The organism is Microcoleus sp. FACHB-SPT15 (genome assembly GCF_014849525.1).
Classification (GTDB): domain Bacteria; phylum Cyanobacteriota; class Cyanobacteriia; order Cyanobacteriales; family Coleofasciculaceae; genus Symplocastrum; species Symplocastrum torsivum.
This window is the reverse complement of record NZ_JACJNU010000031.1, coordinates 16,037-38,068: the sequence shown is the minus strand read 5'-3', so window position 1 is coordinate 38,068 and position 22,032 is coordinate 16,037. Positions and strand designations below refer to the sequence as shown.

Here is a 22,032-nt window from a genome sequence, read left to right as displayed (position 1 = left end):
ATTCGTGGCTACTGCTATAACAAACCTCAACTTGTTGGTATCGAAACCATATAGGGTGAGTTAATCACGCTAACACGTCCGCTTCTTGCTAAAGCTTGATACACAAAAGCCACTGCCTCAGCGCGTGTTGCTTCCTGCTTGGGTTGCAGAAGTGATAGTTTCGGGTAGTTAACAACAATTCCGGCAGCAGTGGCAGCAGCGATCGCAGGTTTAGCATAAGCCGGAATCGTATCGCGATCTTCGTAAAATTCCAAGACCTTCGCATCAGCAGTAGGTAGAGAAAGCCCAGTTGCTAGAGAAGTAATTAGCTCCAGTCGCCGTAAATTCTGCTGAGGGTGGAACGTTTGGTCGGGGAATCCAGAAAGGAAGCCACCTCGGGAGGCACTGGTAATCACTGTTGATGCCCAGAAATTCGCTGGAACATCACTAAATTGAGCCGCAGGACGTATGGGATTGGGGTTAAAAATCTTCACGATCATGGCAGCATATTGCGCCCGATTTAGCGGTGCATCCGGCTTAAAGCTGCCATCAACAAAGCCAGTAACGAGGTTTAGGTTAGCTAGACGACGGATAAAATCAGTTGCCCAGTGGTTTTCAATATCAGTAAACGAGGGACTAGATAGGTCGGGGGTGACAATGTAGGGTGAAGCAATAACGTCTGCACGTCCTGTTGCAACCAAAGCTTGATAAATCAGTGCCGCTACTTCAGCACGGGTAATACTACGCATCGGTTCCAACTGATTGGTTTTAGGAAAATTCACCACCAGTCGTCGTTGCGTTGCTGTCGAAAGTGCATCTGTGGCGTAGCTGGGAATTTGAGCGCGATCGCTATAGAACTGTAACAGGTTGGGATTCCCCCCCGTTAACCCCAAACCACTAACCAGCGATACTATCGCTTGCACCCGCGTCAGATTTTGCTGAGGGCGAAACGTCTTATCGGGAAATCCGGAAATAAAGCCCATTGCAGCAGCTTGGCTAATTGCCGATGCTGCCCAAAAAGCAGCAGGAACATCGGCAAACATACCTGTACCCGTTCCCTCCTTTCGAGGCAAGTCAAACGTTTTCGCAATTATTGCCGCATACTCTGCCCTGGTAATGCTAGCTTCTGGCTTAAAGGTGCCATCAGGAAAGCCACGAATGAGTCCCCGCGTCACCAATCCCTGAATAAAGCCTGTTGCCCAATGAGTCGCAAGGTCACTAAACTGAGATGGGCCTGTTACAGGAGTTGGTACTTGTGCCACACCTAGGACAACTGACCCAGAAACTCGTGCTGGGTTGAGTTGATTTCCCACTGAAACCAACGTCAACGATGTGTCATTTTGTAAATCAACCTGACCGTTATCCCTGATGATGTTGCCTGCTGGGTCTTGAGAACTTCCCAAATCGGGTCTAGCACTCGCTGTAACCACTAAACCGCTAGCCGTATTTTTCTCAATTAGATTGCGGCGCAGTACAGGTCGTGCCTCACGGGAGAGAAAAATCCCTGCGTTGTTACTAACTAGTGTGTTATCTGATATTAGAGGTGCCGCCGAGTCGCTAAGCGCAATACCGTAACCCGTTTTCTGGCAAAGATTGCGCCGCACTTCTCCCTTGGCGTTGCGTACCAAGAAAATCCCACTAGAGGCATTTTCGCTAAAGACATTATCCAGAATTAGCGGTTTGCTGGTACCCGTGACAAAAATTCCCTCGCGGCGACTGCGGGTAAAGGTGTTGTTCGCGATTGTCGGTGATGTGGATTCCAGCCAAACGGCTGTCCCTTTTTCTACTGGATTCGTCACCGTTACGCCTCGCAATTGGGCGTTAGAATCCAACCGCATTGTGACATTTTGATTGCCAAAACTGGCACTAAGATAGGTTCCACTCCCCGATATCAAAATTCCCTTCCCCTTACTGGGTTCATCTCCCAACACCATTACCCCAGCCGGGACAACTAAGGGAAAGACTTCTCCCCCAGTTGCACTATACGTTCCAGAAGCTAGTTGAATTGTGGTTCCTGCTTTCGCTAAGGCGAGTGCCCTCGTTAAGGTTTTCAAGGGGACCGTAGAGGAACCAGCGCCGGAATCCTTACCAGTCGCTGGGTTAACGTAAAGAGTGGATTGAACCATGATTTGCGATTTTACTAAAACAGTAACAATAGAGACGTCACAAATAAGAAGAAAATGCTGTTTCCATATCTTGATTCAACGGCAACATTTATGATCCCTCTACTATCCCCCAAGATGTAGGAGGGTTGGGGAAATCGATTGTCTTTCAGCAAAAAACCTGATCAAGGTCATTCTTAATGTTGCTTTACCAAGGCTGAAGATTCCTCGTAACCGCACAAAACTCTTGGCTTGAGAGCTGTTCAGCTTCATTCGCCTCTTGATTCATGGGCGAGGGGGTACGGCAGACAAGGCAGACCGTAGTCTAGTATTTTTGATAGTCCTATCCTGACCCTAAGCAGATCAAAGCGTAATGAAATCTCAGTAATACCCTGGCTTTTCCTTTAATGCAAGCGATTCAAACCTTTATAGTGAACGACCAGCACCATGATTGAAGTTGAGCATCTCAGCAAAATCTACGGCTCTACCCCAGCGATTCAGGATGTTACCTTTAGCGTTGAGCCAGGGGAAATCTTGGGGTTTCTTGGGCCCAATGGGGCAGGGAAAACAACAACGATGCGGATTTTGGCTGGATATTTACCAGCAAGTAGTGGCAGCGCCCACATTGCTGGTTACGATGTTCATGAAGATTCGATGGCGGTTCGACGCCGGATTGGCTACTTGCCGGAGACACCGCCGCTTTATCCCGAAATGACCGTTGAGGGATTTTTGCACTTTGTCGCTCGAATCAAAGGTGTTCCAGCAGGCGATCGCACTCTCAAGGTAAAATCGGCAATGGAACGCTGCAACCTGACGGATAAGCGTAAAGTCCTCATCCGTAAACTGTCCAAAGGATTCCGGCAGCGCGTTGGCATTGCTCAGGCAATTGTTCACGACCCACCTGCAATCATTCTCGATGAACCGACTGTGGGGCTTGACCCTCGACAGATTATTGATGTCCGTAACTTAATTAAGAGCCTTGCCGGAGAACATACGATTATCCTCTCGACTCACATCCTGCCAGAAGTGAGTATGACCTGTAGCCGTGTAGCAATCATCAACCGGGGTCGAATTGTCGCCACGAATAGCCCCCAAAACTTACTGGCGCAGTTAGTTGGGGGGTCAGGGTATGAATTAGAGGTAGATGGCGACGCTGTAGAGTTACAGAAGCTTCTACAAATTTTGCCCGGAGTCTGCATGGTGGAAATCGTTCCTACTGATGATTTACCACTTGATCGTTCCTTAATTCGTATAGTTTCAGCCCCTGGTGCTGAACCGGGACGCGATATTGCCGCTGTCACCATCGGAGCAGGTTTAGGCATACATGAACTGCGGCGCACTCGTGCCACCCTGGAAGATGTCTTCTTGGAACTGACAACCCAAGAACTACCACTCACTCAGACTGACGCCGGGCGGGAGATACAAGATACAGAACAAGATCAAACTCCTGCCACTCCCCAATTCCCACTCCCTAATCCCGAATCCCCGACTGGAGGTGAATCTTAGATGGGTATGATCATTGGCAACATCTTGGCGATTTACCGCAAGGAATTGCAAGGCTATTTTGCTTCGCCCTTGGCTTATATCGTTGCGGGTGTTTTCTGGCTGCTGTCTGGCTTCTTTTTTGTGGCAATTCTTTTGAGTCCAGAAGGGGTAATTAACCAAGTAGCAGCGCAAGACCAAATGGGTGTGCCGACACCACCCGTTGATGTCGCTTATGAATTTTTGCGCTACTTCATGAGCGTTATGGGGTCTTTGGCCTTGTTTGTTTTACCAGTTCTCTCAATGGGGCTTTATGCGGAGGAACGCAAGCGTGGGACTTTAGAACTATTGGCAACGTCGCCCCTCACCAACTGGACGGTGGCAGTAGGGAAGTTATTGGGTGTACTGACATTTTTTACAGCAATGATTGTGCCATTACTGGCTTATGAAGCGATCGCACTTGGTGCCGCTAATCCGCCTGTACCCCCTGCGGTTCCCTTACTCGCTCACCTTGCCTTAATCTTACTTGCTGCTTCAATCCTCTCACTGGGAATGTTTGTTTCCTCCCTCACTGACAGCACAATTTTGTCTGCCATCCTCACGTTCGGACTCGTGTTGTTCCTCTGGATTATTGATTTAGTCGCTAAAAGCATCGGTGGTTCTGTAGGTGCCGCTTTAGGTCATTTATCCTTACTAGAGAATTACAACAACCTCGTACAGGGTGTCTTTGATACTAGCAATCTTGTGGTATTTGCAAGCTACATTATTTTGGGGTTGTTTCTCACTGCCCAGTCTATTGATGCCTTGCGTTTTCAGCGTTCTTGAGAAAGTTGTTAGTTGTTAGTTGCTAGAAGGTTATTGCTCTAACAATTTGCCAATCAATAGCTAATCACGCATCATCTTTCACCTAAAATGAAATCTATCAAAAGTAAGACTTATTTAAGTTATCTGTTTTTGCTCGGACCAGTCCTGAGCATCATGGGCATATCAGCCAGGATTGTCTCTGGCAATTGGTCGCCAGTGGCTTTAGGGTTGCTGATTGCTGGTGCTGTAATTATTGGCTTGTGGCTGCTATTTCTAGGAAGTTTGGCACCCGGTTTTTGGGGACGCCGTTCGACACAAGCTGGGACGAATGCCTTGATCGCGACGTTATCGGTGTTGGTAATTCTGGCATTGGTTAACTTTTTGGCAGTACGCTATCCACTGCGCGTAGACTTAACCGAAAATCAGCTATTTACGCTTTCTCCACTGTCGCAGCAGGTGGTGAAAAATTTGCAGCAACCCGTGAAGGTCTGGGTATTTAACCCCAACCCCAACCCTGCTGACCGGGAATTACTAGAAAATTACCGCCGCTATGGCTCAAATTTGCAGTTTGAGTTTGTTGACCCGCAGCTAAAACCTGCGATCGCACAGAAATTTAATGTTCAGTCCGTTGGACAGGTCTATTTGGAATATGGCGCTGAACGGCAGCCCTTGCAAACAGTGAGCGATGCTGAACGCCTTTCAGAAATCAAGCTAACGAATGGTATCGAACGAATCACCAACGCTCGTGCCGACCAGGTTTACTTCCTTCAAGGTCATGGAGAACGCCCTCTAGAACAGGTAGAAGGTGGACTTTCTCAAGCAATGAAGGCTCTAGAAGAGGAAAACTTTACTGTACAACCGCTCAACTTAGCTGAGCGCACAGAAGTTCCTGCTGATGCCTCACTTATTGTCATTGCTGGTCCCAAACGGAAGCTGTTTGCACAAGAAGTGCAAGCGTTAAAAAATTATCTTTCAAGTGGCGGCAGCTTACTAGTGATGCTAGACCCAGATGCCGATCCAGGACTGAATAGCATACTGAATGACTGGGGCGTAACGCTAGATGGTGCGATCGCAATTGATGCTTCCGGTCAGGGGCGTGCTGTTGGTCTTGGCCCCGCAACGCCTATTGTGACCAACTATGGAAATCATCCAATTACACAAGCCTTTAATAACGGATTTTCCGTGTATCCACTGGCACAACCTATAGTAACTAAGCCAGTACAGGGTATTGAAGAAACGCCTCTAGTACAGACGAGTGACCAGAGTTGGGCAGAGAGTGACCCCGCCAAGCAACCCTTACAATTTGATGAAGGAAGCGATCGCCCTGGACCATTAACGCTTGGTGTCGCATTGAGTCGTAAAGCTCAACCTGCATCGGCATTACCCACACCACAACCTCAACCTTCAGCGAGTCCTGGAGCGTCACCTACGGCTTCTCCTAACCAATCCCCGACACCCAACACTCAAGCGTCACCTAGTCCTAGCCCATCACCCACCACTTCTCCTAACCAATCCCCGACACCCAACACTCAAGCGTCACCCAGTCCTAGCCCATCACCCACCACTTCTCCAGAAGCGTCACCGGAAGCCTCAGCGTCTCCTAGCGGGCAACCGGGAACCTCGCCTTTCTTAGGGAATCAGCAAAAGGCAGATAACAAGCCCTCAGAGTCGCGACTTGTTGTTTATGGAAACTCAAATTTCGCGACAGATGGTTGGTTTGAGCAACAGCTAAATAGTGATGTCTTTCTCAACTCCATTAGTTGGTTAAGTAAGCGGGATGAGCAAGCATTATCTATCCGTCCCAAAGAGCCAAAAAACCGCCGTATAAACTTATCCGAAGTCCAAAGTGGAGCCTTGGGTTGGACAGCACTCTTGCTCATGCCTTTATTCGGGTTAACAACAGCAGCTTTAATGTGGTGGCGACGCCGTTAGAGAGTGAACTATGAAGCTACAACGGACAACTTTAGTTTTGGTCGTCTCAGCCCTGTTATTAGGCAGTTTTGTATATTTCTATGAAATTCAAGGTGCCCCAAAGCGGGAAGCGACTAAAACAACAAAGCAGCCGATCTTCGGGTTTAAAAATGACCAAATTCAAAGTTTGACAATTGATGGTAATCAGGAAACTTTGGAATTTGAGCGAGTCAGTGAACCAGTACCCGGTTGGCAGATGAAAAAACCAAAAGAAGCAGCCGCGAGTGATGCTGCTGTTTCCTTTTTGGTGAACTTGCTCGTAGAGGGAAAAAGCGATCGCTCTTTTCCCATATCGGCTAACCAGCTTCAGGAGTATGGCTTAGATAAGCCCCAAGCAACTGTAGAAGTAAAGCTCAAAGACCAAAAAACTCATAAGCTCATTTTGGGTAAGCCTGATTTTAATCGCAGTTTCTTATATGCTCAGGTAGACCCCCCCTCTGGGGCATCTCAACCCTTGCAAGTGCTTTTAGTACCAGTGGACTTTGAGTATGCTGTCAATCGTCCACTATCAGAATGGGAAAGCAAACTAGAAACCCCTGAACCGTCACCATCCCCTTCTGCAAGTCCTCAACCCTCAGCGACCTCTGAAAGCCCTATACCAACTCCATCCGCTTCTGTGAGTCCTAGCCCTAAGGCATCACCATCGGCTTCTGCAAGTCCTAGTCCTAAGGCATCACCATCGACTTCTGCAAGTCCCAGTCCTACGCCAACCCCATCGGCTTCTGCAAGCCCTAGCCCTAAGGCATCACCATCGGCTTCTGTGAGTCCCAGTCCTAAACCATCCCCATCCACTTCTACGAGTCCTAGCCCTAGTCCTAAGCCATCACCCTCGGCTTCTGGGGATTCCAATCGATGAAAAGATGTTGCCAGAATTAATGAAGTTGAGACGATTGCTTAACCTATAGGACTTACGCACAAGTGCCATATCTGGTAGGAGCGCACCTTAGAGCGCCCCTACAAATGGTGTTTCAGGGGTGGATTTGCGTAAGTCCTGACCTAGCTAGCACAAAAGACTGGTGCAGCAACGTTGTACATCTTGGCAATCAGTTGGTGAATCTCAAGTTGAGCCTCTAACTCGCGGATTTCTGCTTCAAGCCAAAGAATGTTATTCACCAAGATTTGGCTATCCACTTTACAGAGGTGAGGATTCGTTAAGGCTTTTTTATAGGTTCTCAGTTTGGCAGAAAGCCCCGAAATCTGCTGGCTTAATTCTTGTTCTTCAGTTTTTGCCATCTTCAGTTCTAGGTAGCGAGTTAGTCTGTTGTATTACCGCATTCTTTTTTCAGTCTCAAAGCCTCAGGGGTGCGATCGCGTTTGTCGAATGTCCAACTTCTGTATAAGTTAGTTTACAAGAACCAAACCTCAGCTAAGATGTTGTTTAGCCGGATGAGATGATAGAACATCTACCTCCAAAAGTCGATCTATGGAGTAGCTTGTTGTTTTTTGTAAGGTTAAGAGTAACCTCAAGAAAATCTGATTTAACTACAGCAAAATTAGCGAAAGTAAGTACGCATAAAAGCTGTCATTTCTCGTAATATTTAGCAAGTCTGGGAGTTATAGAACAACTTGAGACTAAATTCTCGGAAGCTTTACAGCAACTTTATGACTTCTTCAAACATTTGTTTCTATGTTTGAAACTAAGGGGAGTTACCTTGTTTACTCAAGTGTGAAACCGCCCAACTTAAACCGAACTCTTATTAATTGAGGAGTGGTTAAACTATTATGACTACACTTTCTTTCTCAAACTCGGATAATTCAACCCCAGACCTAGCATCGAATCAGCAAAAAGCACTTTTACAAGGGGAGATTTTGGTAGAAACGCGATCGCATTCAGCTTGGGGTGGTGCTGTTACTGCACAGATGTACTTACCCATAGCGCGATCGCACGTTTGGCAGCAACTAACCGATTACCCGCGCTGGGTACAATACTTCCCCGATATCACTAAGAGCGAAGTTGTGCGCCGAGGCGAGGTAAAACGTCTATATCAAGTTGCCAAAAAAGCCTTTCTGTTTCTCAGTATTCAAGTCGAAATTTGCCTGAACGTGTTTGAGGTACTTGGGCAGCACATTCAGTTCCGGCTAGAAAAAGGCACCTTTACCGATTTTACGGCAGACCTGAAACTGGAAGACTGCGGTAATGGTACTGTGCTCACCTACTCCGTGCAAGCAACGCCTAATATTCCAGTCCCAGGAGTTTTCATTCAACAGGCGATGCACATGGAATTGCCAGAAAATATGCGTAAAATGCGGCAAGTTCTGTGTGCGGTTTGAAGAATAGGCAGTTTTGGTTTCGACATCAATTCTTTATTCCTTATGAGGTCGAACATTTTATCAGTTGTTCCTGATGTACATAAGGAAACCTTATGAGATTTATAGGAATAACTGACGGCACTCGGCTTGCTTTTGTAAATAAATGTAACTATTGTTGAAGACAAGGCAAAGATAACTTGCCCTCATATCATTCCCCTTCAATTCACCGCAATCATTCAAACAATGACAACCACATTACAAAGAGAGCGCAGCGCTTCCGTCTGGGAACGCTTTTGCTCCTGGGTAACCTCAACTGACAACCGCCTGTATGTAGGCTGGTTCGGCGTGTTGATGATTCCTACCCTCTTAGCTGCTACCACCTGCTTCATCATCGCCTTCATCGCTGCTCCCCCAGTAGATATTGATGGCATCCGCGAACCTGTAGCAGGTTCCTTACTCTACGGAAACAACATCATCTCTGGTGCAGTTGTTCCTTCTTCTAACGCAATCGGCTTACACTTCTACCCAATCTGGGAAGCTGCCTCTTTAGACGAGTGGCTCTACAACGGTGGTCCTTACCAGCTCGTAATCTTCCACTTCCTCATCGGCGTATTCTGCTACATGGGGCGTGAGTGGGAACTCTCCTACCGCTTAGGAATGCGTCCTTGGATTGCCGTAGCATACAGTGCACCTGTTGCTGCTGCTACTGCAGTATTCCTCATCTACCCAATCGGACAAGGTTCCTTCTCTGATGGAATGCCCTTGGGAATCAGTGGAACATTCAACTTCATGTTCGTGTTCCAGGCTGAGCACAACATCCTGATGCACCCATTCCACCAGTTAGGTGTAGCAGGTGTCTTCGGTGGTTCCTTGTTCAGTGCAATGCACGGTTCCTTGGTAACTTCTTCACTGGTACGTGAGACAACCGAAACCGAATCACAGAACTACGGTTACAAGTTTGGACAAGAAGAAGAGACCTACAACATCGTTGCGGCTCACGGCTACTTCGGTCGTCTCATCTTCCAATATGCTTCATTTAACAACAGCCGTTCACTGCACTTCTTCCTCGCCGCTTGGCCAGTGATTGGAATCTGGTTCACCGCCTTGGGCATCAGCACAATGGCGTTCAACCTGAACGGTTTCAACTTCAACCAGTCGGTCATCGACTCACAGGGTCGTGTGATTGGCACCTGGGCAGACGTTCTCAACCGCGCCAACCTGGGTATGGAAGTGATGCACGAGCGCAACGCTCACAACTTCCCTCTGGACTTGGCTGCTGGTGAGGCAACTCCAGTTGCTCTAACTGCTCCAGTTATCAATGGCTAATTCTTAACAACTTAAGCTGAACGAAAAGCGTCTCCAATAAGGGGGCGCTTTTTGATCTGGTAGCCATCTTGGTTATACTTACCTATCAAGTATGATTAATCACTGTTCGTTGCGATATCTGGCTATAAGACAACTATTCTCACCCTAATACTTGGTCATCACAAATTGTGGCCAAGTCAAGGGCGAAAACGGTTAAATTTGAAAGTAGTTGACACTTCGATGCTTGAAGGCGATCGCTCTTTCGCAAGTTTTCTGTAGAGACACTTGTATTGAGCCGCGCTAGGGTATATAGATATTTAGAAAATTCAAGCCGCGACGCCAGTTAATTCATTAACCTCCTTCTGGAGAACGTAAACTATGGATTCGATCCTTTCCATCCTTGCCCCAATGATTTTAGTAGTCATTGGCTATAGCGTCGGTTCAACAAAAGTTATCAACGAAGGAAACGAAGCTCTTGTAGAACGAGTGGGTCAATACCACAGAAAGCTCAGGCCCGGTCTGAACTTCATCATTCCTTTCGTTGACAAAGTTGCGGTGGAGGAAACAGTTCGTGAGCAAGTTTTGGACACTCCACCTCAACAGGCGATTACCAAAGACAGTATTCCTGTAGAAGTAGATGCTGTTGTATTTTGGAAAATTAAAGAACTAGAAAAAGCCTTCTACGCCGTTGAAGATCTAGAGAGGGCGATTGAAGATTTGGTCAAAACGACAATGCGCTCAATGATTGGTCAACTGGAACTCGATCAGACTTATTCTTCCAGGGCTGATATCAACCGACATCTGTTACAGGAACTGAATGAAGCAACCGCTAACTGGGGTGTAGAAGTGCTTCGCGTTGAGGTGCAAGAGATTGCACCTCCACAGGAAGTTTTGGAATCCTTGGCGAAGGCGCGGGCGGCTGAGAGTGAAAAACAAGCCGCCATTTCTGAGGCGGAAGGTGCGAAACAAGCCTCGATTGCTGAGGCGGAAGGTACGGTGAGGTCGATTGAAATCATCTCAAAGGCTTTACAGGAGCAGCCTAATAGTCGGCAAGTTCTACAGTTTCTCGTTACTCAACGTTATGTAGAGGCGAATCAGAAATTGGGTGAAAGTGCCAACTCCAAAGTTGTCTTCATGGACCCGAAGGCTTTGACGGAAGCGATGACGAATTTGATGGATATTCCTGAAGCTTCCGATGGTGGTAATGTAAGCCACTCGGCTTCGGCTCGTGATCACTAACAGTTGGTTTTGGTTGAGCGTTAACAACCCGACCAGTAAATTTCATCCCTGAACGTACATTTGCATTAATTTCCCGATCGCCAAATAGCATCAGCAACGCGGCAGACATCGCGTAGTTCGAGAACATCGTGAACTCGGAGGATGTCTGCTGAACCCGCGATCGCACTACAGCAAGCGGCTGCTGTTCCCCAAACTCTGCTTTTGGGGTCAGGTTGATCGAGAATCCGACCAATGAAACTTTTGCGAGATACTCCCACTAAAATCGGTACACCCAAGCGACGAAATTTTGGGAGTTGCCGCAGTAGTTCTAAGTTTTGCTCCAGTGTTTTGGCAAAACCAATGCCCGGATCAATGATCAAATGCGATCGCTCAATTCCCGCCGCTACCGCTGCTGAAATTTGCTGCTCTAGAAACTCGTAGATTTCTCCAACTAAGTCTTCATAGTCCGTCAGTTTTTGCATCGTTTGAGGGGTTCCCCGAATATGCATCAACACCATCGGGACACGCAACTCAGCAACGACGGGTAACATCTCCGGATCAAACGTACCACCGGAAATATCGTTGACCATATCTGCACCTGCTTTAACCGCTTGCTGGGCTACAGAGGCTCGTGTTGTATCAACAGAAATTGGTACATCTAACACCGATCGCAGGGCAGATACCACTGGCAGGACTCGATTCAGTTCTTCTTCAAGAGAAATCTGTGCTGCCCCTGGTCGAGTTGATTGACCACCAACGTCGATAATATCTGCCCCATGGTCTACTAAGCGTTGCGCTTGTGCCAAAGCTGCTGTTGGGGCATAGAATTCACCACCATCACTAAAACTATCCGGTGTCACATTTAAGACACCCATGAGATAGGTTCGCTCTCCCCAGTTGAAAGAACGCTCTCGAATTGTGGTTTGTTCTACCTGATAGTTTGTCATTTGTTGTAGCGGTTCTCACTCTTTGTGCGGTACCCAAGAGACCTAACCCCCTAGCCCCCTTCCCTACTAGGGAAGGGGGAACCGGAGTTTTGCTCCCCTCCCCGATGCGGAGAGGGGCTGGGGGAGGGGTCGGGCTGTACCTCACTCGGATGAGAAACGCTATATCTGTTATTTGTAACAACCAACAACCAACAACTATTGATAATTGACAATCCGCGCAAAGCTAGCAGGTTCTAGGCTTGCTCCTCCCACCAATGCGCCATCAATTTCTGGTTGAGCCATAATTTCATCGATATTGTTGGGTTTGACAGAGCCGCCATATTGAATCGGAACATCAGGCACCTTGAGCTGACTCCGAATTAGACCAATCACTCGATTGGCTTCTGTTGCCTCGCAAGTATCACCCGTGCCAATTGCCCAAATCGGTTCGTAGGCGATAACGAGATTCTGCTGATCAACCTCCACAAGGTCTTTTTTGAGCTGAGTCGTAATCAGCAATTCTGTATCGCCAGCATCCCGTTGTTGCTTGGTTTCACCGACACAGAGAATTGGAGTTAAACTGTGACGTTGAGCAGCAAGCAGACGCTGGTTAACTGTTTCATCAGTTTCACCAAAGTATTGACGCCGTTCACTGTGACCAACAATGACGTAGCGAACCCCGACCTCAGTTAGCATAGAACCGGAAATTTCTCCAGTGTATGCTCCTTCGTCTTCCCAATGAACATTTTGGGCACCCAACTGTACACGGCTATTATGTAGACTTTTAGACAGAATGCCCAAGGCTGTAAAAGGAGCACATAGCAAAACCTCCCGTTCTTCAGGGGTGTTTTCCAGCTCAGGCATAAATTTTTGTAAAAACTCAGAGGCTTCCCTTTGAGTTTTGAACATTTTCCAGTTACCGGCAATGACTATTTTCCGCACAGCTTAATGAGAGTATCTCCAAACCATAACGCACCCTTTAGTTTAAAGCTTTCGGGGGTGTTTTACTGAGGGCATGGCAAGAGTTTCGAGTTATAACTACGGCATAATAGTAAATTTCGTTTGCTCACTTCGTACAAAAATTGTCGTTTTTGGTTAGTAGTCCAGAATTTGCGCCGTCAGTACTCAGTTGAAACACACAGCGGACAACGCCCAAAAAACTCAAGTCTGTAAACGAAGTAATTAACTGAACTTGATAGGACATCCTTGTTTGATGGAACAATCTAGAGGTGCAGCTGATGAGGCATAAGTTTCCAGAGTTTCGAGGCAAACTCCCCGAACGTCTTAGTCCATGGAAGTTGTCCCACTATTCATTACTTGCCTACTGGGTCTACTTTCGTCCGACAGCGTTTCACTGCTATCTCCATCAGGCATCCCCTGATGTCTATCGCTTGAGGGGTTACCAAAGATTGCTGGGGACGTGGCGGGTTGCGGCGTATCGCAATCTTTACTTAATGCTGCCACTTGCGATCGCGTTACCTGTCATTCTTGCTGGGTTGGCAGTCTTTATGTACACGCAGGGCATTATCCAAAGTAATGTTGCCTGGACGACTTCTATTTCAGTGACACCAGACGGGCAATTAGCTGTTTTAGCCTCTGGCGAACGCGATTTTGATATCAAAAGTCTCTCGGCGGATAGTACCGTCAAAGTTTGGGATTTGAAAAAAGGCTCACAACGGCATATTCTTTTGGGGCATCAAGAAGGGGTTACGGCTGTAGCTGTGACACCCGATGGACAGAAGGCAGTTTCTGGATCTCGCGATCGCACTCTGAAAGTCTGGGATATCCGGCGAGGGAAGGAACTGCAAACCCTCAAAGGTCATCAGGATTGGGTTAGTGGCGTTGCCATCTCTCCAAACGGAAAGCGAGCCATCTCTACATCGGCTGACAAAACCCTTAGAGTTTGGGATATTGAGCAGGGGAAAGAACTGCATACTCTAACAGGTCATACAGATATCATCTGGGCAGTAGCTGTCACTCCTGATAGTCAACGGGTAGTTTCTGCTTCAGCCGACCAAACTTTAAAAGTGTGGGACATTGAGCAGGGAAAAGAACTTTATACCCTTAAAGGGCATCGTGCTTGGGTTACAGGTGTTACCCTTACGCCAGATGGACGGCAGGCAATTTCAGCATCCATTGACCAAACATTGAAAGTTTGGGACATTGAGCAAGGGCAAGAATTACGCACCCTTACGGGTCATAAGAACTGGGTAACGGGTGTAACGCTCTCCCCAGATGGGCAACGGTTAGTTTCCGCATCTGCCGACCAAACCTTGAAAGTTTGGGATATCGAGCAAGGGCAAGAACTGTATACTCTTACAGGTCATAACGGTTGGGTAACAAATGTAGCCGTCACTCCTGATGGACAGCAAGCCGTTTCTGCATCCAGTGACCACAGCTTAAAAGTTTGGGATTTACAACAAGGCAAACTTGTGCATACCCTGACAGGGCATCGTTCATGGATAACTGCGATCGCAATGTTGCCCAACACAGCGCAGATTGTTTCTGCCTCATTCGACCGCTATCCCAAACTTTGGAACTTGCAGCGCGGCACCGAAGTGTTAATGACGGGAGAAATCACTAAGGCAGTTGGCTATAACCTAGGCTTCAGCACCGTCTTTACCGCCGCGTTAATTAGCACGGTAATTGGTGCCGGGATTATTTTAGCGGTCGGTGTCATGGTGTTCGGCGTAGCGGGCGGCATTCTTTCTAGCTTTATCATTAGCCTTGCTGCTAGTCCTGTGTGTGCGTTTGCCTTTCTTGTCGTGGATCGGATTGCCTCTAATCCTTTATTCAAAAATGCCAGCAATGCTGCTCAACAAAGCGCCCTCCTCACAGCAATCTTCGGTATCTTGTTTGGTCTGTTTGTTGGTGTGACCTTTGGATTAACCAATCGTAGGGCATTAAGTGTTTTTGCCAGTATCGTCTTCATTCTGGTCATTGGTGTAGCAGTTGGCATCGTTGTTGCCTGTTCGTTAACACCAACTATTAGTTTTAAGGGGCGCTTACTGCCGGGAATTCGAGCAGGTATGGCGGTTAGTATTGGCTTTAACCTGCTTGTCGCCATTGGTGCTTTGCGACTCCCGTTTTATCCAGTTCAACTGCTATTGGCATTGTTGAGTCGGTTTCGGGGAAAACAACATCCAGCGCGGTGGGACGAGTTACTTGTTTTACCCGTACCTGGAACACAAGCTTTAATGCGATCGCATTTACGAGCATCAGAACTTGAAGGGCTACAACTCATCGCCGATGTTGTTCGTAACCCGTTTCAGCGGATGTTTGCCCAACGCGCTTTGCATCAGCATCTACACTCAGTCGCTGCACCCTTAAATTTTCTCTACTACTTGCTTACATCATCTGATTTAAACACCTACGTCGCCGCACCGATTAATCAGCTTGATTGGCAAATCTTGCCCACTACTAAGCAAGTTTTACTAGGAGAATTGGCAAATCGGCAGGTGAATTTCAGCAGTGATGATGTCAATCAACTGGCAGAGAATGTAGTGTGGGGTTTAACCTGGTTTGGTCGTAACCGTAAGCAAACGCCACTAACTCGTTTTGCGGGGATGCTCTATGAGTTGTTTTATACCAAACTCGTTGAAGCGGAAGATTTCAACCTATTTAGCTACGAAAAAATCTATGCTAGTTTGACTCAATATCCAGATGGTACAGAAATTGCTGATTCGTTTGAAGCCTTGGCGAAGTTCTTAATGTATGACAAGCTATCTGATCTAACTACTGCAAGTGATGTTGTTTCAGGATTGTCTGCCAACGAAGTCTCAATTCGCCCAAACCTACTCGCTGCCCTGACGCGCTGTGGAGAAATTGGTAAGGAAGTTCGCCGCTACCAAGCTGCAACAACAAGTGTTGAGCAACTAGCAACTCTCGCTCGGCTCACCAGTTCCTTAGATAGCCTAGATGAATATGTAGTTGAGCAAGTCGTTTCGCCAGAGCAAGCCATTCTCATGCGGATTATTCGCCAATGGCGGCGACTCGTCAACGAAGCTGTTGTATCGATAGATAAGTCAACTTAATTGCTTCTCTCGCTTTACTTGCATCAATGTACTCAGCATATCAGTTGAATCGTGAAGGTCAAAAACAGCCTCTTCTTGAAAACGATGCCTAGCTTATTGCGAATCATTGATAAGCTGACTTATCACCGATTAGAAACGATGTCTTTTACATCATGTTGCTATAAAACAAAGCACCCTACTGATGAAGTAAGGTGCTTAGGTAATGGTGTACTAACTTAAAGATTGTTCTCCCTAGAGAGGAGATTTAGTAGCGGCTCTTGATGGATAGAAGCGATCGCGTTGTGTTATCTCGTGATAATCGGCGCTAACTTAGTTTGTAACAGAGCCTGAGTTACCGATGGTATTAGTGTCTGAGTTAGCAGCATTAATCACGGTTCTGACAAAAAGCTCAGTATGATATCAGATTGACGGACAAAACACAGCCGCTACTTAAGGTGCTAGTTAGGGTGTTAAATTCGGTTGACATTTAGCTAATCCCTAGTTAGTCTTTATATATGCACAGAACATCTAGCAATTTGATAGACGCACACGCAAAAAAGCCCAGTAGTATGTGGCAATACTACCGAGCCTCGTGTTGTGAAGCAACTTTACTTAATTGACGTTAAGTAGAAAGTTACTAGGTGGATAATCGGATCGACTAACTGACTGTCTTTGATCTGGGGATATCCTGTAAGGGCTGAAGTCGTTAAAAGGATAATCAGCAAAAGCAGGAAACCCCTTGCAGGGTCTTTCATACTCAAACCTCAAATTATAGAGCTCCTATAATCCTAATTCTGCTGTGGCTAGATGTCAATGCCTCAGCTAATTTTGCATATCTAGAATTTTTATTACTACAAATAAAAAACTGTTCAAGGCTATGACTAAGTGAAAAAACAATGAACAGAGGCATCGCCAACTGTCAAAATACTGACGAACAAACCTCCCAATATTCAAAAATGATAGAGGCTTATATCTTTAGAGTCTTTGCTGGTTACATAAAAGTCTCTGACTGTATAAGCCTTCATCGGCAGCATGAAAATAATCTTGGCAGCTTAACAATAGAAATTGTTTCTGGCAATAATCATCAGCATAGTGATTCACAAAAACTTAATTTGTCAGAAGAACAAAGTACGAATTCAGATTCTTTAACTATGAGAGCTATACAAGCTTTTATAGATACTGAAGATGAATGGGCAGGGGTTTACGCGAATCTTGCAAAACACTGAGTTTGTTCCAGAAGATGCAGTTTTAGCTATCCATGAGAGATTAATAAGAAAGTTTGGCGGGTCGCTGGGTTTAAGAGATAAAGGCTTATTAGAATCAGCTCTTTCCCAGCCCCAACAAACCTTTTGTGGTGAATTACTACATCCAACAATTCATGAACAAGCAGCAGCTTATCTTTATCACTTAGCTAAGAATCACGCTTTTGTAGATGGTAATAAAAGAATTGCTTTAGCAACAGTAAATGCTTTTCTTAAACTTAATGGCTATAAATTAACTCTTTCTAAAGCAAAAACTGAGCAACTGGTTATAGACGTAGTTGAGTCAAAGGTATCAAAAGAGGAGCTTTTCGTTGTGTTTGAGAACTATGTTCAACCACTCAATCTTAGCTAGAGTAAATAAAAAAACGACCAAGGCTATAGCTAGGACGAGGAGAACAAAAACGCTGTCCAACACCAATAAGAGGGTGTTGGACAGCGGCTCTTGTTGGGCAGTAGGGATCGCGTCAAGCCTCGCAGGTCAGGAAGGATTTTTTTGGGATAGGGGGGTTTGAGGAAATAGGGGTTGAAGCAAACTCTTCTAGTTACCCTTCAGTCATTGATTAATCCCTTCTAGTAGCGGGAACAGCAAGCCATCCAGCGCTGAATCATTTGGCGCTGATAACTCCACTGCTATGAGAAACGAGATCGCCCTCTGTAGTGAGGTATAGGGAGAGTTAAACAAGCTTTCTTGCTTTCTGCCTTCTGCCTTCTTGCACTAGTTCATTTAGAACTCAGCACCTTCTTGATCGCCTCATACGCAGGTTTGGGGCGATACTCTTCATCGAACAGTAAGGGTGCTTCTATCTGACCTGTCAAACTGCCAAGCCAAGTGTGGCGGTCTGTAAAGCCCCACGTAATAATTCCTGTACATTTGGGAATGCTTAAACAGGTTTTGAAGATATCACCATAACCACGTCCTTGCTCTTCCAGTCGCTCTTCTTTGCTGCCAACACCTTGAGAAATTGCGATATCCAGCTCTGTAAACTGTACCTGCAAACCCAAGTCAGCGTGCCGCTTCATGTTCCCAGCAAGAGCTTTTGCGTCGGGTGGTTCCTGTACCAGTCGATGTGCTTGTAGTCCTACCCCATGAATGGGTACCCCACGCTGTAGCATCCCTCTCACCATGTTGTACATTGCGTCTGGCTTTCGACCTTGTTCGTCATTCCCATAGTCGCTATAAAATAAGAGCGCGTCGGGGTCGGCTTCATGCGCCCACTGAAATGCCAGATCAATATATTCGGGTCCAATATTCCGCAGCCAAATTGTGTCTCGCAAAGAGCCATCCCGATTAATCGCTTCATTTAGGACATCCCAAGCAAAAACCTGACCTCGATAGCGACTGACGAGTGTTTGAACATGGTCTTTCAGGATAGCGATGAGTTCATCACGGGTGAATTTCTCTTCGTTGAGCCAGAGCCAGCGAGGGAGGGAAGAATGCCAAACAAGCGGGTGACCCCGTACTTTCATATTATTGGCTTTGGCAAATTCCATTAAGACATCAACCCGACTAAAATCGTAGCGATCGCGTGTTGGATGTACAGAAATAAACTTCCAGGCATTTTCTGGCACCAGGACATTAAACTCACTTGCCAAAACAGAACGATATTTGGCATCGTTCAGTAACGGTTCCACTTCTACTGCTGCACCAATATTAAATTCTCGCTTTTGTGCTAAAGAACGCAAAGAAGTCTCTGATATCTCAGCGGCTGGAGTTGGTGACGGTACTGATGATGAGGGTGCATCACTAGCTTTGAGGAGAATTAAAACTGGCACCAATAGGAAAGCAACTACAGCAATCAATAAACGATGCTTCATAAGTAGTCTGAAATTGTGGTTAATGGTACAAGCTGCCAAGAGCCTCTCGCGTCACCTATTTAGCTAATCGGTTTTAGGGAAAAGGGGAAGGTAGCGTCCCCTCTGGGGAAAAGGGGCAGGGTGAAAGGTCTGGACTTATGCAGAACCTCTACCTGTAGGGTGCGTCATGACGCCATTCGTGTCAACTTAAGTCAGCTTGGCGGTTGAAACCGCAGCTATACAAACAAAACCCGCCTGCGCGGGTTACAGAAACCTTGATTGATCCTTAGTCCGCGACGGCAGACTTCGTTTATGTAGCCGCGAATTCGATTCGCCTGAGCTTAAATTGGCACGGATGCCATGATGCACCCTACTACTGAAATTCCCACTATAGCCATCAGCGGTCAGCTTTCGGTCAAAGCGGCTCTAGTTAAGGAACGCTCTTCTCCTCTTAATGTCCTGACATTCGTGGCTACTGCTATAACTACTAATACCAATTTCCTAAATACTTGCTACAGATACTTTTCTTGTTCTCCCATTGATAAGGGGGTAGTGGGGGTCAATTTGTAGCGCTATTTTATGAAATTGGTATAACTCCAATCCCTCAATCATTCAATGGGGGAGCGAGTTAATAGTTTCTAACCCCTCTACTTCGCCCCTTCCCGTGCAGCCGCCGCTTCATCAGGATGAATACCTAAGCGTGTGAGATTCAGACGACCTTTGTTGTCAATCTCCCGCACTTTGACAATCACTTCATCCCCAACAGCCACTTCATCCTCTACTTTGCCAACTCGATAGTCAGCGAGTTGAGAAATGTGAATCATGCCTTCTTTTCCAGGCAGTACTTCCACAAAGGCACCAATCGGAATAATTCGAGTAACACGACCCACGTAAACATCTCCTTCATTGAGCTTACGGGTCATGCCCTGAATGATGCCAAGTGCCCGTTTCGCCTTTTCGCCATCTACGGCGGAGACAGTAACTGTACCGTCGTCTTCAATATCCACCTTTGCCCCAGTTTGCTCGGTAATGCCCTTGATGGTCTTACCGCCAGGCCCGATAATTAGTCCAATCAGTTCTGGGTCAATCTTCAGAGTCAATAGACGTGGTGCAAAGGGTGACATCTCCTCACGGGGTTTGTCGATTGCCGCTAGCATCTTCTCTAAGATATGGATTCGTGCGGGTCGAGCTTGTTCAATTGCCTTGGCAATGACATCCATGGGCAAGCCAGTGATTTTCATGTCCATTTGCAAGGCTGTGACACCCGTGTCGGTACCTGCAACTTTGAAGTCCATGTCACCGAGAAAATCTTCAATGCCTTGAATATCGGTGAGAATCCGGACTTCATCCCCTTCCTTAATTAAACCCATTGCTGCCCCACTGACAGGCTTCGTAATCGGAACACCCGCATCCATCAGAGCGAGGGTAGACCCACAAACTGAACCCATCGAGGTTGAACCATTGGAGGAAAGCACCTCCGAAACAACCCGAAGCACGTAGGGAAAGTCTTCTTGGGGAGGCAACACGGGGACTATGGCGCGTTCGGCGAGCGCACCATGACCAATTTCACGCCGTCCAGGCGATCGCATTGGCTTCGTTTCACCCACTGAATAGGGGGGGAAATTGTAGTGATGGAGATAGCGCTTATCTTCTTCTGGATTTAGGTCATCCAGCTTTTGAGCATCGCCTGGGGTTCCCAAGGTTACTGTAGATAAGACTTGGGTCAATCCTCTGTTAAATAAGCCGCTACCATGAACCCGTCGAGGCAATAAACCAACCTGACAAGCAACTGGACGGACTTCATCCAACTTACGACCATCAACCCGGACGCCATCTTCAACAATCTGACGGCGCATTAGCTTTTTGGTAAGGTCTTTGAACACCTTGCCAACTGCTTTGCTATCTTCAGTCGCTGCCACTCGGATCGAGTCTTCTTCTGGCAGTTCGGCGATCGCGGCTATGACAGAATTTTCCTTAACCTCGTCTAATGCTGTATCGCGAGCGTTTTTGTCCAGCTCAAATCTGGTGAGGATTTCTTTGATTTGAGTTGTCGTGCGATCGCGTATAAATTGCTCTAACGACGAATCTTCTTCTGGACGTTCCTCAACAGTCACCTCAATTCCCAACGCTGCCATCAACTCACGTTGCGCTTCAATCAAATCCTGTACGGCTTCGTAACCGAAGTCAATTGCCTCAATGATATCTTGCTCCGGCAGTTGGTTCGCCCCAGCTTCCACCATGATCACGCCATCGGGGGAACCAGCGACAATTAAATCCAAGTCTCCTGCCTCAATTTCTTTGTAGGTTGGGTTGATGATAAAATCATCTCCCACCAAACCCACACGCACGGCTGCCATTGGACCATAGAAGGGAATCTTGGCTTGCAAGACAGCAATGGACGCACCTGTTACCGCTAAAACATCAGGCGGCACTTGTTCATCCATTGACAGCGTAGTTGCTACGATCTGAATATCGTCTCGCAGCCAGCCGGGAAACAAGGGGCGTAAGGGACGGTCAATCAAACGACTTGTAAGCGTCACTTTCTCTGGGGGACGCCCTTCCCGCCGCAGGAAACCACCCGGAATTCGACCTGCTGCATACAGTCTTTCCTCGTAGTCAACTAACAAGGGAAGAAAATCAATACCCTCTCTGCCACCAGAGCGTGTCGCTGTCACCAAAACTGCTGTATCTCCCGACTGAATCAGCACGGACCCCCCGGCTTGTGGGGCAAGTAGACCCACTTTCAGTCGAATATCCCGTCCATCGAAGGATATTGACTTGTCTAACTCTACCATTCAGTACTTCGTCCTTCTTTATCATGTTTTTTTCTCTGTCGCAATCGTAGCACTTATGTACTGGGGCTGCTTTGAGGTCGATAAGGGTTATTTAAAATGTCAAAAAATACCTAGGTAGAAAATACTGGTTA

The 22,032-nt window shown here is 46.8% G+C and carries 16 protein-coding genes; 10 read left to right on the top strand and 6 right to left on the bottom strand.

What is annotated here, in order from left to right; genetic code table 11:
• Positions 1-26: 26 nt before the first annotated feature.
• Positions 27-2,105: an S-layer homology domain-containing protein gene (locus H6F98_RS10870; RefSeq protein ID WP_192218705.1), complete on the bottom strand. Its 2,079-nt coding sequence runs from the start codon at positions 2,103-2,105 to the stop codon at positions 27-29.
• A gap of 423 nt (positions 2,106-2,528) precedes the next feature.
• Here H6F98_RS10870 and H6F98_RS10865 point away from each other — a divergent pair, with 423 nt between their 5' ends.
• From H6F98_RS10865 to H6F98_RS10850, 4 genes are all read left to right on the top strand, one after another.
• Positions 2,529-3,587: an ABC transporter ATP-binding protein gene (locus H6F98_RS10865; protein WP_192218704.1), complete on the top strand. Its 1,059-nt coding sequence runs from the start codon at positions 2,529-2,531 to the stop codon at positions 3,585-3,587.
• Positions 3,588-4,388, top strand: coding sequence for an ABC transporter permease (locus H6F98_RS10860; RefSeq protein ID WP_192218703.1), 801 nt, complete (start codon positions 3,588-3,590; stop codon positions 4,386-4,388).
• A gap of 153 nt (positions 4,389-4,541) precedes the next feature.
• Positions 4,542-6,299, top strand: coding sequence for a Gldg family protein (locus H6F98_RS10855; RefSeq protein WP_242058478.1), 1,758 nt, complete (start codon positions 4,542-4,544; stop codon positions 6,297-6,299).
• A gap of 10 nt (positions 6,300-6,309) precedes the next feature.
• Positions 6,310-7,194, top strand: coding sequence for a DUF4340 domain-containing protein (locus H6F98_RS10850; protein ID WP_192218701.1), 885 nt, complete (start codon positions 6,310-6,312; stop codon positions 7,192-7,194).
• A 140-nt stretch (positions 7,195-7,334) separates the two neighbouring features.
• Here H6F98_RS10850 and H6F98_RS10845 read toward each other — a convergent pair whose 3' ends face one another.
• On the bottom strand, positions 7,335-7,571 hold the full coding sequence (locus H6F98_RS10845) for a hypothetical protein (RefSeq protein ID WP_192218700.1): 237 nt from the start codon (positions 7,569-7,571) through the stop codon (positions 7,335-7,337).
• A gap of 489 nt (positions 7,572-8,060) precedes the next feature.
• Between H6F98_RS10845 and H6F98_RS10840 the strand changes: the two genes are divergently transcribed.
• The 3 genes from H6F98_RS10840 to H6F98_RS10830 all read left to right on the top strand — a co-directional run bounded on the left by H6F98_RS10840 (position 8,061) and on the right by H6F98_RS10830 (position 11,132).
• Entirely contained in the window at positions 8,061-8,609 is a 549-nt protein-coding gene (locus H6F98_RS10840; RefSeq protein ID WP_192218699.1) for an SRPBCC family protein, read from the top strand.
• Positions 8,610-8,831: 222 nt separating this feature from the next.
• Positions 8,832-9,914 carry a photosystem II q(b) protein gene (psbA, locus tag H6F98_RS10835; RefSeq protein ID WP_192218698.1) on the top strand — a complete coding sequence of 361 codons (1,083 nt, stop codon included), beginning with the start codon at positions 8,832-8,834 and terminating at the stop codon, positions 9,912-9,914.
• A gap of 357 nt (positions 9,915-10,271) precedes the next feature.
• Entirely contained in the window at positions 10,272-11,132 is an 861-nt protein-coding gene (locus H6F98_RS10830; protein WP_192218697.1) for an SPFH domain-containing protein, read from the top strand.
• A 65-nt stretch (positions 11,133-11,197) separates the two neighbouring features.
• On the opposite strand, the gene folP is transcribed toward H6F98_RS10830, so the two are convergent.
• Entirely contained in the window at positions 11,198-12,058 is an 861-nt protein-coding gene (folP, locus tag H6F98_RS10825) for a dihydropteroate synthase (protein ID WP_192218696.1), read from the bottom strand.
• Between the two features lie 195 nt (positions 12,059-12,253).
• Positions 12,254-12,979: a triose-phosphate isomerase gene (gene tpiA / locus H6F98_RS10820; RefSeq protein WP_192218695.1), complete on the bottom strand. Its 726-nt coding sequence runs from the start codon at positions 12,977-12,979 to the stop codon at positions 12,254-12,256.
• A gap of 296 nt (positions 12,980-13,275) precedes the next feature.
• Between tpiA and H6F98_RS10815 the strand changes: the two genes are divergently transcribed.
• From H6F98_RS10815 to H6F98_RS10805, 3 genes are all read left to right on the top strand, one after another.
• Entirely contained in the window at positions 13,276-16,071 is a 2,796-nt protein-coding gene (locus H6F98_RS10815; protein WP_192218694.1) for a WD40 repeat domain-containing protein, read from the top strand.
• A gap of 875 nt (positions 16,072-16,946) precedes the next feature.
• The gene (locus H6F98_RS10810; protein ID WP_192218693.1) at positions 16,947-17,276 is read left to right on the top strand and encodes a hypothetical protein; all 330 of its coding nucleotides are present in this window, start codon (positions 16,947-16,949) and stop codon (positions 17,274-17,276) included.
• Positions 17,263-17,664, top strand: a complete 402-nt coding sequence (locus H6F98_RS10805) for a type II toxin-antitoxin system death-on-curing family toxin (protein ID WP_192218692.1) — start codon at positions 17,263-17,265, stop codon at positions 17,662-17,664. Before H6F98_RS10810 ends, H6F98_RS10805 begins: the two co-directional genes overlap by 14 nt.
• Before the next feature lie 368 nt (positions 17,665-18,032).
• On the opposite strand, the gene H6F98_RS10800 is transcribed toward H6F98_RS10805, so the two are convergent.
• Both H6F98_RS10800 and H6F98_RS10795 read right to left on the bottom strand, forming a co-directional pair.
• The gene (locus tag H6F98_RS10800; RefSeq protein WP_192218691.1) at positions 18,033-19,127 is read right to left on the bottom strand and encodes an endo-1,4-beta-xylanase; all 1,095 of its coding nucleotides are present in this window, start codon (positions 19,125-19,127) and stop codon (positions 18,033-18,035) included.
• Between the two features lie 626 nt (positions 19,128-19,753).
• A complete protein-coding gene (locus tag H6F98_RS10795) occupies positions 19,754-21,901 on the bottom strand; it encodes a polyribonucleotide nucleotidyltransferase (protein ID WP_192218690.1) in 2,148 nt (715 codons plus the stop codon).
• Positions 21,902-22,032 lie beyond the last annotated feature (131 nt).